The 13,494-nt window shown below is 37.6% G+C and carries 14 protein-coding genes; all 14 read left to right on the forward strand.

Annotation, left to right across the window (positions count from 1 at the left end):
• Window positions 1–55: 55 nt before the first annotated feature.
• The 14 genes from yabG (at window position 56) to spoVT (ending at window position 13,326) form a co-directional block, all read left to right on the forward strand.
• On the forward strand, window positions 56–928 hold the full coding sequence (gene yabG / locus MMB69_RS26570; RefSeq protein ID WP_025601509.1) for a sporulation peptidase YabG: 873 nt from the start codon (window positions 56–58) through the stop codon (window positions 926–928).
• Between the two features lie 273 nt (window positions 929–1,201).
• On the forward strand, window positions 1,202–1,435 hold the full coding sequence (veg, locus tag MMB69_RS26575; RefSeq protein WP_013054859.1) for a biofilm formation stimulator Veg: 234 nt from the start codon (window positions 1,202–1,204) through the stop codon (window positions 1,433–1,435).
• Window positions 1,436–1,629: 194 nt separating this feature from the next.
• Window positions 1,630–1,800, forward strand: a complete 171-nt coding sequence (locus tag MMB69_RS26580; RefSeq protein ID WP_013054860.1) for a small, acid-soluble spore protein, alpha/beta type — start codon at window positions 1,630–1,632, stop codon at window positions 1,798–1,800.
• Window positions 1,801–1,998: 198 nt separating this feature from the next.
• Entirely contained in the window at window positions 1,999–2,868 is an 870-nt protein-coding gene (ispE, locus tag MMB69_RS26585; protein WP_221785741.1) for a 4-(cytidine 5'-diphospho)-2-C-methyl-D-erythritol kinase, read from the forward strand.
• 56 nt (window positions 2,869–2,924) lie between these two features.
• Window positions 2,925–3,746 carry a pur operon repressor gene (gene purR, locus MMB69_RS26590; RefSeq protein WP_013054862.1) on the forward strand — a complete coding sequence of 274 codons (822 nt, stop codon included), beginning with the start codon at window positions 2,925–2,927 and terminating at the stop codon, window positions 3,744–3,746.
• A 21-nt stretch (window positions 3,747–3,767) separates the two neighbouring features.
• On the forward strand, window positions 3,768–4,145 hold the full coding sequence (locus MMB69_RS26595; protein ID WP_013054863.1) for a RidA family protein: 378 nt from the start codon (window positions 3,768–3,770) through the stop codon (window positions 4,143–4,145).
• A 155-nt stretch (window positions 4,146–4,300) separates the two neighbouring features.
• Window positions 4,301–4,591 carry a septation regulator SpoVG gene (gene spoVG, locus MMB69_RS26600; protein ID WP_013054864.1) on the forward strand — a complete coding sequence of 97 codons (291 nt, stop codon included), beginning with the start codon at window positions 4,301–4,303 and terminating at the stop codon, window positions 4,589–4,591.
• A 194-nt stretch (window positions 4,592–4,785) separates the two neighbouring features.
• Complete coding sequence (glmU, locus tag MMB69_RS26605) at window positions 4,786–6,165, forward strand: bifunctional UDP-N-acetylglucosamine diphosphorylase/glucosamine-1-phosphate N-acetyltransferase GlmU (protein WP_221785740.1); 1,380 nt, start codon at window positions 4,786–4,788, stop codon at window positions 6,163–6,165.
• An 18-nt stretch (window positions 6,166–6,183) separates the two neighbouring features.
• Window positions 6,184–7,137 (forward strand): ribose-phosphate diphosphokinase, encoded by a 954-nt coding sequence (locus MMB69_RS26610; protein WP_014462059.1) that lies wholly within the window; start codon window positions 6,184–6,186, stop codon window positions 7,135–7,137.
• Between the two features lie 186 nt (window positions 7,138–7,323).
• The gene (locus MMB69_RS26615; RefSeq protein WP_014462058.1) at window positions 7,324–7,953 is read left to right on the forward strand and encodes a 50S ribosomal protein L25/general stress protein Ctc; all 630 of its coding nucleotides are present in this window, start codon (window positions 7,324–7,326) and stop codon (window positions 7,951–7,953) included.
• 139 nt (window positions 7,954–8,092) lie between these two features.
• Window positions 8,093–8,650 (forward strand): aminoacyl-tRNA hydrolase, encoded by a 558-nt coding sequence (gene pth, locus MMB69_RS26620; RefSeq protein ID WP_129705643.1) that lies wholly within the window; start codon window positions 8,093–8,095, stop codon window positions 8,648–8,650.
• Between the two features lie 59 nt (window positions 8,651–8,709).
• Window positions 8,710–8,940, forward strand: a complete 231-nt coding sequence (fin, locus tag MMB69_RS26625; protein WP_013054869.1) for an anti-sigma-F factor Fin — start codon at window positions 8,710–8,712, stop codon at window positions 8,938–8,940.
• 69 nt (window positions 8,941–9,009) lie between these two features.
• On the forward strand, window positions 9,010–12,540 hold the full coding sequence (mfd, locus tag MMB69_RS26630; protein ID WP_043979015.1) for a transcription-repair coupling factor: 3,531 nt from the start codon (window positions 9,010–9,012) through the stop codon (window positions 12,538–12,540).
• 249 nt (window positions 12,541–12,789) lie between these two features.
• Window positions 12,790–13,326, forward strand: coding sequence for a stage V sporulation protein T (gene spoVT / locus MMB69_RS26635; RefSeq protein ID WP_013054872.1), 537 nt, complete (start codon window positions 12,790–12,792; stop codon window positions 13,324–13,326).
• Window positions 13,327–13,494 lie beyond the last annotated feature (168 nt).

Raw genomic sequence — 13,494 nt, forward strand, 5'->3', positions numbered from 1 at the left:
GTCATAGGCTATGAAGAGAATTTATTTTTGAAGTAGCAAAGACGGAGTGAAGCATATGAACATCAAAATTGGTGATATAGTTACACGACCTTCTTATCAAAGAGATTTGCTTTTTCGTGTTATAGCTATTAACGACAGCGAAGCGGGGAAATATGCGACTTTAATAGGAGAAGACGTTCGGTTGATTGCCGACGCTCCTTGTACAGATCTAGAGGTTGTGGATGCTAAAGAACAGGATCAAAGAAAAAAACAAGAAGAAGAACTTTTAGAAAGATCCTTGGAGCTTATTCAACAGGATTATCGGCTCGTTCGAGAGAAAACTGAATATAGCATGACTAATGGATACAGCCATTCACATCGCTTATTTCAAATTCCAGGAAAGGTCCTGCACGTAGACGGAGACCCTAATTATTTACGTAAATGTTTGTTGGTTTACGAAAAAATTGGTGTTCCTGTTTATGGTGTTCATTGCGTTGAGTCAGAAATGCCGGAGAAGGTTGGAAAGCTAATTGAGGATGTAAGACCCGATATTCTAGTGCTGACAGGTCATGATGCCTATTCCAAAGGAAAAGGAAATAAAGATGATCTTCTTGCTTATAGACATTCCAAGCACTATATTCAAACAGTCCAAGAAGCAAGAAAAAGAGTTGGTAATTTAGATCAGCTGGTGATTTTTGCAGGTGCCTGTCAATCGCATTTTGAATTATTGATTCAAGCTGGAGCAAACTTTGCTAGTTCACCTTCACGTGTAAATATTCATGCTCTTGACCCTGTGTATGTAGTAGCAAAACTAAGTTTTACTCCTTTCACGGATCGTATTAATGTATGGGACGTCTTACGTAATACATTAACGGGTGCTAAAGGTTTAGGAGGAGTAGAAACAAAAGGGCTGCTTCGCACGGGCATGCCTTATGAAAGCGATGAGTAGAAATAAAAACAACTGGTTACAGCATGTACACGCATGATGTGCAACCAGTTGTTTTTTCGTATGAAGCCAAAGTATACGCTTAATTAAACAAAATCATTTTCAATATTTGCTAAAGATATACATATTTCGTTGAAAAACGAGCATACTAACAGCGAAATGTAGATTCATGTTGAAAATTATTTATTGACACAATTAGAGATAGATTGTTATAATTTTATGTTTTTGACTATTTTTCTAACATGTGTTATACTATACATAGTGAGGTGGACCAATATGGCGAAAACTTTGTCTGATATTAAGCAAGCGCTGGATTTGCACCTAGGCCAACGATTAACTTTAAAAGCAAACGGTGGTCGTAGAAAAACAGTAGAACGTTCAGGTGTATTAACAGAAACGTACCCATCTGTTTTTATCGTTGAATTAGATCAAGAGGAAAACTCTTTGGAGCGCGTTTCGTATAGTTACGCAGATGTGTTAACGGAAACAGTGCAACTAAAATTTTTCTAAGAATGACATAGGCAATATAGCAAGTGGTGATGAGCAGTGGACATTGGTTTACTGCTTTTTTATTGGTCTTTTTTTCAAATTATATATACATTATTTTTTATACATACTATACATATCGTCCTCGCGTTTCTTATGTAAAAGAGCGAGGAGATTCAGGTTGAAATTTCATTTTATACGTAAAGGAGCCATGTGCAATGTCAAGGCGTAGAGGGATTATGTCATCGAAGCTGAAAGAAGAATTGGCTAAAGAACTTGGTTTTTACGATACTGTACAAGCAGAAGGCTGGGGCGCTATTCGGGCAAAAGACGCAGGCAATATGGTGAAGCGAGCTGTAGAGCTTGCACAGCAGCAGCTAAAGCAATAGCGTAGTGAAAATCAATGCTTATACGATTATTTAAAGTGAAATGAGGAAAACCGAAGTGTATAACCGCTTCGGTTTTTTTGTCCCAAAATGAAAGAGAAAACAGAGGATTAAACAAAGATGTTTAAATGAACAGCTATATCTTGTTCATTTTATGATAAAATAGCGTTAAACTCGATAAGATGAAGTAGGTGAAGTAAGTTGAAATTAATGGTGAAAGCACCGGCTAAAATAAATTTGTCACTTGATGTGTTACATAAACGTCCAGATGGTTACCATGAAGTTAAGATGATTATGACAACAATTGATTTAGCGGACAGAATTGAACTTTCTGACCGTGAAGATGGACGAATTGTTATTTATTCTCATAATCGCTTTGTTCCAGATGACCAGCGAAATCTCGCTTATCAGGCAGCGCAGGTTTTGAAGCGACGTTATAACATTTCAAAAGGTGTAAATATATTAATTGATAAACATATTCCAGTAGCTGCTGGATTAGCTGGAGGCAGCAGTGACGCGGCTGCTACATTACGCGGTTTAAATACGTTATGGGAATTAGGGTTATCATTGGACACACTTGCAGAAATAGGGGCTGAGATTGGCTCTGACGTATCTTTTTGCGTGTACGGAGGGACAGCTCTTGCTACAGGGCGCGGAGAGATTGTAGAGCATATTGAGGCACCTCCAAGCTGCTGGGTGATTTTGGCTAAGCCTGAAATAGGTGTTTCTACAGCAGATGTATATCGAAACTTAAAAATTGAAGAGATGGATCATCCTAAAGTAGATGAGATGGTTCACGCCATACAATCAGGAAATTATGATGAAATGTGTAGCCTTGTCGGAAATGTATTGGAAGCAGTAACGCTGAAAATGCATCCGGAAGTAGCTCTCATTAAAGAACAAATAAAGCGTTTTGGCGCCGATGCTGTGCTCATGAGCGGCAGTGGGCCAACTGTATTCGGACTTGTACAGCATGATTCACGTATGCACCGCATTTATAATGGATTACGTGGCTTTTGTGATAAAGTTTATGCAGTTAGGCTACTAGGTGAACGAATAACGCTTGAATAAATCCGTATGTTAATGTTATATTTACATTACAATATTCGGATTTTCAGGAGGATGTTATGAAGTTTCGACGTAGTGGACGATTAATTGATATGACCAACTATTTCATTCAAAACCCTCAGCGTCTTATCCCTCTTACGTATTTTGCAGATAAATATGATTCCGCAAAATCATCGATTAGCGAAGATATGGCGATTATTAAACAAACTTTTGAACAGCAGGGTATCGGAACTTTGGTTACGCTACCAGGGGCTGCCGGCGGAGTTAAATTCATTCCAAAGATGACGAATGAAGAAGCCGGTCAGCTTGTTCAAGAATTATGTGGGTTGATTGAAAAACCTGAGCGTTTATTGCCAGGTGGATATTTATATTTAACTGATATTTTAGGGAACCCCCGCGTTGTGAATAAAATCGGTCGCTTGTATGCGTCGCTTTTTGCTAACCGCAAAATCGATGTGGTGATGACTGTAGCAACAAAAGGTATTCCTATTGCGTATGCGGTAGCTCAGTATTTAGACGTGCCCGTTGTTATTGTGCGCAGAGACAGTAAAGTAACTGAAGGATCGACCGTTAGTATTAACTACGTGTCGGGTTCATCTAAGCGCATTCAAACGATGCTGTTAGCTAAAAGAAGTTTAGCGGTGGGGTCAAATGTACTCATCATTGATGATTTCATGAAAGCTGGCGGTACTGTAAATGGAATGGTTAGCTTGCTTGAAGAGTTCGATGCAACTGTTGCTGGTATTGGAGTTTTAGTAGAATCAGAAGATATTGAAGAACGTTTAGTGGATGAGTATGTGTCCCTTGTACAATTAACAGATGTAAATATCAAAGATAAACAAATTCGTGTACAAGAAGGCAATTACTTAAAATATATTTGATCAAGTAAGGGAGAGGAACATATGTTACAGGTTCAAACAAAAAATGCACCGCAAGCTATTGGTCCATATTCACAGGGAATTGTTGTGAATAACTTGTTTTACAGTTCAGGTCAAATTCCACTTCGTCCAGATGGTACGTTGGTCGAAGGAGATGTTCAAGTACAAGCTACTCAAGTATTTGAAAATCTAAAAGCAGTTCTTGAAGAAGCTGGAGCTTCTCTAAATACAGTTGTAAAGGCAACCGTGTTCATTAAAGATATGAACGACTTCGCAGCGTTAAATGAAGTCTATGGCGACTACTTCGGGGACCATAAGCCGGCACGTTCATGTGTAGAAGTAGCGAGACTACCTAAAGATGTACTTGTTGAAATTGAAGTTATTGCGCTCGTTAAAGGGTAATTAAATTAACAAATTTCTAACAAAAAGCAAGTAACTTCCAATTGTTCACTTTTTTTGCGAAAATTTTCTAAAAATTTTTTCTGAATAGCAGGAAAACACAAAATTCTGTGGAATTAAGTATGTAAAGCTTCGCATAGAAAAAGGTGGTGAACAAGATGGAAGTAACTGACGTAAGATTACGCCGCGTGAACACTGAAGGACGTATGAGAGCGATTGCTTCAATCACATTAGATGGTGAATTTGTTGTTCATGATATTCGTGTGATTGATGGTAATAATGGCTTATTTGTAGCCATGCCAAGTAAACGTACACCGGATGGTGAGTTCCGTGATATTGCACATCCAATCAATTCAAATACTCGCGGAAAGATTCAAGATGCTGTTTTAGCAGAATATCATCGTTTAGGTGAGGTAGAAGTTGAATTCGAAGAAGCGGGTGCTTCGTAAACATATGATACATTAAGAGTCTACTGAAAAGTAGGCTCTTTTCTTTTTGATTACCACTTATATAATTTCACACCTTTGTAAAACTTTAGCATTACCAAAAAATAAAATTCATGACTTATAAATGATTCCTTGAAATGCTGTCATTTTTGATATAATATTCTTAATGGATAAAAAGGTAAAATTGGAGGCCTGTTATGTCAAAAAGATATGCAGTCATATTGGCAGCTGGTCAGGGTACACGTATGAAGTCATCTTTATATAAAGTGTTACACCCTGTGTGTGGCAAACCGATGGTGCAACACGTAATTGATCAGTTATCACGTTTAGATTTAACAAATTTAATTACAGTTGTAGGTCACGGTGCCGAAAAAGTGAAATCACATGTTGGAGATAAAAGCTTATTTGCTTTACAAGAAGAGCAGTTAGGAACAGCTCATGCAGTAATGCAAGCAGAATCTTTACTTGCACATGAAAAAGGTACGACAATTGTTGTATGTGGAGATACTCCGCTTATTACAGCTGAAACAATTGAATCTTTATTAAAGCATCATGAAGCAACAAATGCAATGGCAACTATTTTAACAGCTCATGCAGAAGATCCAACAGGATATGGACGCATCATTCGAAATGAACAAGGGTCTGTTGAAAAGATTGTGGAGCATAAAGATGCCACAGAACAAGAGCGTCTTGTACAGGAAATTAATACTGGTACGTATTGTTTTGATAATGAGAAATTATTTGAGACACTTTCAAAAGTTTCAAATGATAATGTACAGGGAGAGTATTATTTACCTGATGTTATCGAAATTCTAAAAAATGAAGGTCAAATTATTTCTGCATATCAAACATCCGATTTTGCTGAAACATTGGGCGTTAATGATCGATTTGCTCTGTCTCAAGCAGAAGAAACAATGAAAAAGCGCATCAACAAGCAGCAGATGTTAAATGGAGTGACGATTGTGGATCCTTCTAACACGTACATTTCAGCAGATGCTGTCATTGGCAGAGATACGGTTATTTATCCTGGTACGGTTATTCAAGGAACAGTTGTAATTGGAGAGAATTGTGAAGTAGGACCTAACAGTGAAATTAAAGACTGCAAAATAGGTAATAATACTTCTATTCGCCATTCTGTTGCTCACGATAGTGAAATTGGTCACGAAGTCACAATTGGCCCATTTGCACATATTCGTCCTCAATCATTAATTGGAGATGAAGTGCGCGTAGGAAACTTTGTAGAAATTAAAAAAGCATCTTTTGGAAAAGGTAGCAAAGCTTCTCATTTAAGTTATATTGGAGACGCAGAGGTCGGAAAAGGTGTAAACTTAGGATGCGGATCTATTACAGTTAACTACGATGGGAAAAATAAATTTTTAACAAAGATTGAAGATGGGGCATTCGTAGGATGTAACTCGAACTTAATTGCACCTGTAACAATTGGTGAAGGTGCCTATGTTGCAGCTGGTTCAACCGTAACGGATGATGTGCCAGGAAAAGCATTATCAATTGCTCGTGCGAAACAAGTAAATAAAGAAAACTATGCTGAAAAGCTTGATATTAATAAAAAATCCTGACGGAGGTTTCACAATAAAATGTCAAATGTATATGCTGATGAAAATTTAAAGTTATTTACGCTAAATTCAAACAAGGCTTTAGCTGAAGAGATCGCAAAAGTAATTGGTGTGGAATTAGGTAAATGTTCGGTTGATCGTTTCAGTGACGGTGAAATTCAAATTAACATTGAAGAAAGTATCCGTGGTTGTGATGTATTTATCATTCAATCAACAAGTGCTCCGGTTAACGAACACTTAATGGAATTATTAATTATGATTGATGCATTAAAACGTGCATCAGCTAAAACAATTAACATCGTTATGCCTTACTATGGCTATGCTCGTCAGGATCGTAAAGCTCGTGCACGTGAACCAATCACTGCCAAATTAGCAGCAAATATCATTGAAAAAGCGGGAGCTACTCGTATTATCACATTAGATTTACATGCTCCTCAAATTCAAGGTTTCTTCGATATTCCAATTGACCATTTAGTAGGTGTTCCAATTTTAGGTGAATACTTCAAGAGTAAAAACCTTGATGACGTTGTTGTTGTATCTCCGGACCACGGTGGCGTAACGCGTGCTCGCCGTTTAGCGGAACGTCTAAAAGCGCCGATTGCTATCATTGACAAACGTCGTCCTCGTCCAAACGTAGCAGAAGTTATGAACATTGTTGGACAAGTGGAAGGAAAAACAGCAATCTTGATTGATGACATGATTGATACAGCCGGTACAATTACAATTGGTGCGAGTGCATTAATTGAAGCAGGTGCAAAAGAAGTATATGCTTGTTGTACACATCCAGTGCTTTCAGGCCCTGCAATTGAGCGTATTCAAAACTCTACAATCAAAGAGCTAGCTGTAACAAACTCTATTGCTTTAACAGAAGATAAGAAAATTGGTAAAGTAACAGAACTTTCAGTAGCTCCGTTAATTGGTGAAGCGATTATTCGTGTTCACGAAGAGCAATCAGTTAGTACGTTATTTGATTGATAAACAGAACCTCTTTCCATTTGGAAAGAGGTTTTTTTGAAAAAAATTAAATGCGCTAATCCTTTGTTTTAAAGGGATTTGGACAGGATGAACAAAGATATATTACTGTTCAAACTGGGTTTCATGTTTAGCAACCTTCTAAAAAGGGTACATTTTAAGTAGAAAACATACTGGAAGGTGAATAAAATGAGTATTTCAATTCAAGCAAATAAAAGAACGGATTTCAAAAATTCTACAAATAGAAAGATTCGCGACGAAGGAAACTTCCCAGCGGTTGTTTACGGAAATAAAACAGAATCCACACCTATTTACTTAAACAGTGCTGATTTTATTAAGACTATTCGTGAAGCAGGGCGCAATGGAGTGTTAACATTACAAGTGGATAAGCAAAAATATTCCGTAATGTTACATGATATTCAAACTGATCCATTAAAAAACGAAATTGTCCACGCCGATTTCCAAGTGGTCGACATGAAGAAAGAAATTGATACTGAAGTTTCTTTATCTCTAGTAGGAGAAGCAAAAGGAACAAAAGAAGGCGGCGTATTACAGCAGTCTCTATATGAAATTTCATTAAAAGGCTTGCCGCAAGATATCCCATCATCTATTGATGTAGATGTATCAGATTTAGGAATTAATGATACAATCACAGTAGCGGATATTAAGGTAGATAAAAAGCTAGAAATTACGCATGATGCAGAAGATACAGTTGCTTCTGTACTACCTCCTCAACAGGAAGAAGAGCCGGACAGCGGCGAAGTTCAGGATGCTGAAGGCGATGTTGAAGCAACAAAAGAAAAAGATAGCGAAGAATAATATAAAAAGACGTAACCAAAAGGTTACGTCTTTTTGTGTGAATTGATTATAATAAAAGTGATACTATATAGTAATGTAAAACATTAAAGACATTTACCTATTATGTACAACTTACATAGAGTGGAAAGGAGTATTTATTTTGAAATTAATCGTTGGTTTAGGGAATCCTGGAAAAGAATATGACCGAACTCGTCATAACATAGGATTTATGGCAATTGATAAAATTGCTGAACAGTTTATGATTTCATTAGATAAAACAAAGTTTAACGGAATATATGGAACAGGTATAATAAAAGGAGAAAAAGTCATATTATTAAAGCCTCTAACATATATGAATTTATCAGGAGAAAGTATTCGCCCTTTAATGGACTATTTTGATATAGACGTCGAAGACTTGCTTGTTATTTACGATGACTTAGATTTACCGTGCGGAAAAGTAAGATTGCGTACAAAAGGAAGTCCAGGCGGCCATAACGGAATAAAATCAATTATTCAGCATTTAAAAACCCAAGAATTTAACCGAATTCGTATTGGAATTGATCGTCCGCAAAACGGTATGAAAGTAGTTGATTACGTACTAGGGCGCTTTACAGAAGATGAAATGGTTCATATGGAAGAAGCGATGAAAACGTCTGTACACGCGAGTGAAGATTTTTTAGGTAAACCGTTCTTAGAAGTAATGAATCGCTATAATTAAGTAGAATAAAATTTCTCTCAATCGTCCATACTAACACTAAAAGATTTGGGAGGATTTGTATGTCTATTCATTATTTCTGTAGACATTGTGGCGCAAAAGTCGGTATGATAGAAAAGACAGCTCACAATACGGAAGCACTCGGTTTTAATCACCTGACCGCAGATGAACGAAAAGACTTTATTCACTACCATAATAGTGGAGATATCGTGGTTAAAATTATTTGTGAAGACTGTCAAGAAGCGCTAGAACGAAATCCAGACTATCATCAGTACGAAACATTTATACAATAAAAAGCTTTGGTCTCAAACCAAAGCGTTTTTCTGTTTAGTTTAGACATATCATGGGAGGAGGGAATTCCTTTGCGAGGGATTAGACAGCAATTTGAAGAAAATAAAGAAATTGGAGCTGTTGTCAGCAGTTTAGAAGAAGGTTTGAAAGAACAGTTAGTAACGGGAATTTCCGGTTCAGCTCGATCTGTATTAATGGCACTCTTAAATGAGGATAAAAAATACCCCTTATTAGTAGTGACCCATAATTTATATCAAGCCCAAAAAGTGTATGAAGACCTTTTGCATCTTTTACCGGAAAAAGACGTTTTCTTATACCCTGTTAACGATTTAGTTGCTACAGAAGTGGGGATTGCAAGTCCAGAATTAAAGGCTCAGCGAATTGAAGTACTCAATTATTGGAGTCAACATACAGGTGGAGTAGTTGTAACACCGCTTGCAGGAATTCGAAAGCTGCTGCCTCCTAAAGCAAGATGGGAGCAAACACAGCTGCCGTTTCAAATGGGAATTGACATCGACGTTGATCATTATTTAAAAAGGTTAGTTGAGTTGGGCTATGAGCGGGCATCAATGGTTTCAGCTCCGGGTGAGTTTAGTGTGCGCGGAGGAATCATTGACATTTATCCGTTAACAGAAGAGCTACCTGTCCGAATTGAACTATTTGATACGGAGATTGATTCCATTCGTACTTTTACAATCGAGGATCAACGCTCTCAAGAGCAGTTAAAAGAAATTTCAATTGGCCCTGCTACGGAAATCATTGTGAACCAAAATGAAGTAGCCCAAGGAATTGAAGAACTAGAAGCACAGCTGGCTTCGACGCTGCAACAAGTGAAAAATGCAGCGCTAAAAGCTACCTTAACAGAAAATATTAAAGGTGAAATTGAACAGCTGCGTCAAGGTCAACTTCTTGAAAATATGTTCAAGTATTTATCATTCTTCTACGAATCGCCTGCTAGTTTACTAGATTATTTACCAGAAGGCGGCCTTGTCATCTTTGATGAGACCACTCGAATTCAAGAAACGTCTGATCAGCTTGAAACAGAGGAAGCTGAATGGATAACCGAATTATTAGGACAGGGGCAAATTGTTCGAGACGTTCAATTATCTCATAAGCTCCCATCTCTTATTCAGCGAGCAAAACATCAGTTTTTATATTTATCGTTATTTTTGAAGCACGTATCGTATACGAGTCCGCAAAATATTATTAATATTTCATGTAAGCAGATGCAGCAGTTTTACGGCCAAATGAACTTATTAAAAAGTGAAATTGAACGTTGGAAAAATGCTAATTATACGGTAGTCCTCTTAGGAGCAGATAAAGAGCGCGTGAAAAAACTTGAAGGTGTGCTAGCAGATTATGATATTGATTCATCTATTTTAGATGGAAATGGTCAGCTTGTGCCAGGTCTTGTTCAAATTATTGAAGGCGATTTACAAATGGGCTTTGAACTGCCGATGCAAAAATTAGCTGTTTTAACCGAGGAAGAATTGTTTAAAAAACGGGTAAAGAAATCAAAGCGTCGTCAAAAGCTTTCCAATGCAGAGCGTATTAAAAGCTATTCAGAGTTAAACGTAGGTGACTATGTCGTTCACGTGAACCACGGTATCGGCCGTTACTTAGGAATGGAAACGTTAGAGATTAACGGTAATCATAAAGATTATATCCATATCAAATATGAAGGCTCTGACAAGCTGTACGTTCCTGTTGAACAGATTGATCAAGTACAAAAATATGTAGGGTCTGAAGGGAAAGAGCCAAAAGTATATAAACTTGGCGGAAATGACTGGAAGAAAGTGAAACGAAAAGTTGAGTCTTCTGTTCAAGACATCGCTGATGACTTAATTAAACTGTATGCAGAGCGTGAAGCAAGTAAAGGTTATGCATTTTCTCCGGATGGCGATTTACAGAGAGAATTTGAAACAGCTTTCCCTTATCAAGAAACCGAAGATCAGCTTCGTTCTGTACAAGAAATTAAAAAGGATATGGAACATGAAAGACCAATGGATCGTCTGCTTTGCGGAGACGTTGGATACGGAAAAACGGAAGTAGCCATTCGTGCTGCGTTTAAAGCTGTGACAGATGGAAAACAAGTGGCTATTTTAGTGCCAACCACTATTTTAGCTCAGCAGCATTATGAAACCATCCGTGAGCGTTTTCAAGACTATCCAATCAACATTGGGCTATTGAGCCGCTTTCGCAGCCGTAAACAGCAGCAAGAAACAATTAAAGGGCTAAAAAACGGGACCGTAGATGTAGTGATTGGTACACATCGTTTACTATCTAAAGACGTGATTTATAAAGATTTAGGATTGTTAGTTATCGATGAAGAGCAGCGTTTTGGTGTAACGCACAAGGAAAAAATCAAGCAAATGAAAGCAAACGTTGATGTCCTTACACTTACAGCAACACCTATTCCACGAACATTACATATGTCTATGTTGGGCGTAAGGGATTTGTCTGTTATTGAAACGCCGCCTGAAAATCGTTTTCCGGTTCAAACATATGTAGTGGAGTATAATCCGGTTCTAGTTCGTGAAGCGATTGAGCGTGAGTTAGCGCGTGATGGCCAAGTCTACTTTTTATATAATCGCGTAGAGGATATTGAACGAAAAGCAGAAGAAATTTCGATGCTTGTGCCTGATGCTAGGGTAACGTATGCCCACGGAAAAATGAATGAAACGGAACTCGAAGCGGTTATTTTAAGCTTTTTAGAAGGCGAATATGACGTGATTGTGAGTACAACCATTATCGAAACGGGAGTAGATATTCCAAATGTAAATACACTTATTGTCAACAACGCTGATAAGATGGGATTATCACAACTGTATCAATTAAGAGGGCGTGTAGGTCGTTCAAATCGCGTGGCATATGCGTACTTTACGTATCACAAAGACAAAGTACTGACAGAAGTAGCTGAAAAGCGTCTGCAAGCTATTAAAGAATTCACCGAATTAGGTTCTGGTTTTAAAATTGCTATGCGTGATCTTTCAATACGTGGCGCCGGAAACTTACTAGGCGCTCAGCAGCATGGATTTATCGATTCTGTCGGTTTCGATCTCTACTCTCAAATGCTTAAAGAAGCGATAGAGGAAAGACGCGGGTCTGACGGAGAAAATGTGAAATTTAATGTAGAAATGAATCTGGACTTAGACGCGTATATTCCTGATCAGTACATTACAGACGGCCGCTTGAAAATTGAGATGTATAAGCGCTTTAGAGGAATTGAAGCGCTAGAAGATATTCAGGAATTGCAGGATGAAATGATTGATCGTTTTGGAGAGTATCCGGCTGAGGTTGAGTATTTGTTTAAAGTAGCGGAAACAAAAGTATATGCAACGCAGAACTTAGTAGAATCTATTCTTCAGTCAAAACAAGAAATTTCTATTCTGCTGTCTGAAGAAGCGAGCTCAACGGTAGACGGCCAAAAATTATTCATGCTAGGTGATCAATTTGGCAGAATGGTCAGCTTAGGTATGGAAGGCAAGAAAGTAAAATTAGTGGTTAATGTTAAAGGACTTGCTCAAAAAGAATGGCTCAATATTGTGTATCAGTTAGTAAAAGGAGTAGCCACTGTTAAAAAAGAACAAGTTACGAATTAAAAAGAAGGCTCATTTTTGAGCCTTCTTTTTATATAGCCGAAATAAAAATACCCAAATCCCCATGTTTTGGCGGTTTTTTGGACATTTTTTTAATAAAAGCACACTTTTTAACAAAAAAAGAGATGGTTGGTGAATAGAAGTTGTAGAGTGAAGAATACTAACCTCAACAAAGGTGAACCTTTTATCATATAGCCATCAGTGATATTCACCAACTATTTTAATCATCATATGAAAGAGAGGCTTCAATAAATGAAAGCAACAGGTATTGTTCGTCGTATTGATGATTTGGGTCGCGTTGTGATTCCAAAAGAAATTAGAAGAACGCTTCGCATTCGAGAGGGAGATCCGCTAGAGATTTTCGTTGATCGCGATGGAGAAGTTATTTTAAAGAAATATTCGCCAATTAGTGAATTGGGAGACTTTGCAAAAGAGTATGGCGAAGCGCTGTACGATAGCTTAGGTCATCCTGTACTTATTTGTGACCGCGATGTATTTATTGCGGTAGCAGGAAGTTCTAAAAAAGAATACTTAAATAAAAACATTAGTTCGTTAGTGGAATCTGTTATGGAAAGCCGCAGTTCTTCTTTAGTAACTGATGGGAAAAACCTAGAATTTGTCGATGGATACGAAGAAAATATTTCTTCTTACACAATCGGTCCGATTATTGCAAATGGAGATCCGATTGGAGCCGTGGTCATTTTCTCAAAAGATAAGTCTCTTGGTGAAGTAGAGCATAAAGCAGCCGAAACAGCAGCTAGCTTCTTATCTCGTCAAATGGAGCAGTAAGCGTAATTATCTTTATTTTACATTATTTACTGAAAAGGTAGCAGTTTCTGCTGCCTTTTTTCATGCTGTCTTACCTTAGAAATAAACAGAACATGGTATAATGGTACGGTATTTTATTTATTGGAAAGTGCAGGATGTTTTATAAGAACAAAGCTCTATTCTATTGCG

Source organism: Priestia sp. P5, assembly GCF_029522155.1.
Classification (GTDB): Bacteria; Bacillota; Bacilli; order Bacillales; family Bacillaceae_H; genus Priestia; species Priestia megaterium_E.

What these genes read in the sequence shown, in the direction of transcription:
- yabG (WP_025601509.1), top strand. Translation starts at nt 56, where the DNA reads ATGAACATCAAAATTGGTGATATAGTTACACGACCTTCTTATCAAAGA.
- veg (WP_013054859.1), top strand. Translation starts at nt 1,202, where the DNA reads ATGGCGAAAACTTTGTCTGATATTAAGCAAGCGCTGGATTTGCACCTA.
- MMB69_RS26580 (WP_013054860.1), top strand. Translation starts at nt 1,630, where the DNA reads ATGTCAAGGCGTAGAGGGATTATGTCATCGAAGCTGAAAGAAGAATTG.
- purR (WP_013054862.1), top strand. Translation starts at nt 2,925, where the DNA reads ATGAAGTTTCGACGTAGTGGACGATTAATTGATATGACCAACTATTTC.
- MMB69_RS26595 (WP_013054863.1), top strand. Translation starts at nt 3,768, where the DNA reads ATGTTACAGGTTCAAACAAAAAATGCACCGCAAGCTATTGGTCCATAT.
- spoVG (WP_013054864.1), top strand. Translation starts at nt 4,301, where the DNA reads ATGGAAGTAACTGACGTAAGATTACGCCGCGTGAACACTGAAGGACGT.
- glmU (WP_221785740.1), top strand. Translation starts at nt 4,786, where the DNA reads ATGTCAAAAAGATATGCAGTCATATTGGCAGCTGGTCAGGGTACACGT.
- MMB69_RS26610 (WP_014462059.1), top strand. Translation starts at nt 6,184, where the DNA reads ATGTCAAATGTATATGCTGATGAAAATTTAAAGTTATTTACGCTAAAT.
- MMB69_RS26615 (WP_014462058.1), top strand. Translation starts at nt 7,324, where the DNA reads ATGAGTATTTCAATTCAAGCAAATAAAAGAACGGATTTCAAAAATTCT.
- fin (WP_013054869.1), top strand. Translation starts at nt 8,710, where the DNA reads ATGTCTATTCATTATTTCTGTAGACATTGTGGCGCAAAAGTCGGTATG.
- spoVT (WP_013054872.1), top strand. Translation starts at nt 12,790, where the DNA reads ATGAAAGCAACAGGTATTGTTCGTCGTATTGATGATTTGGGTCGCGTT.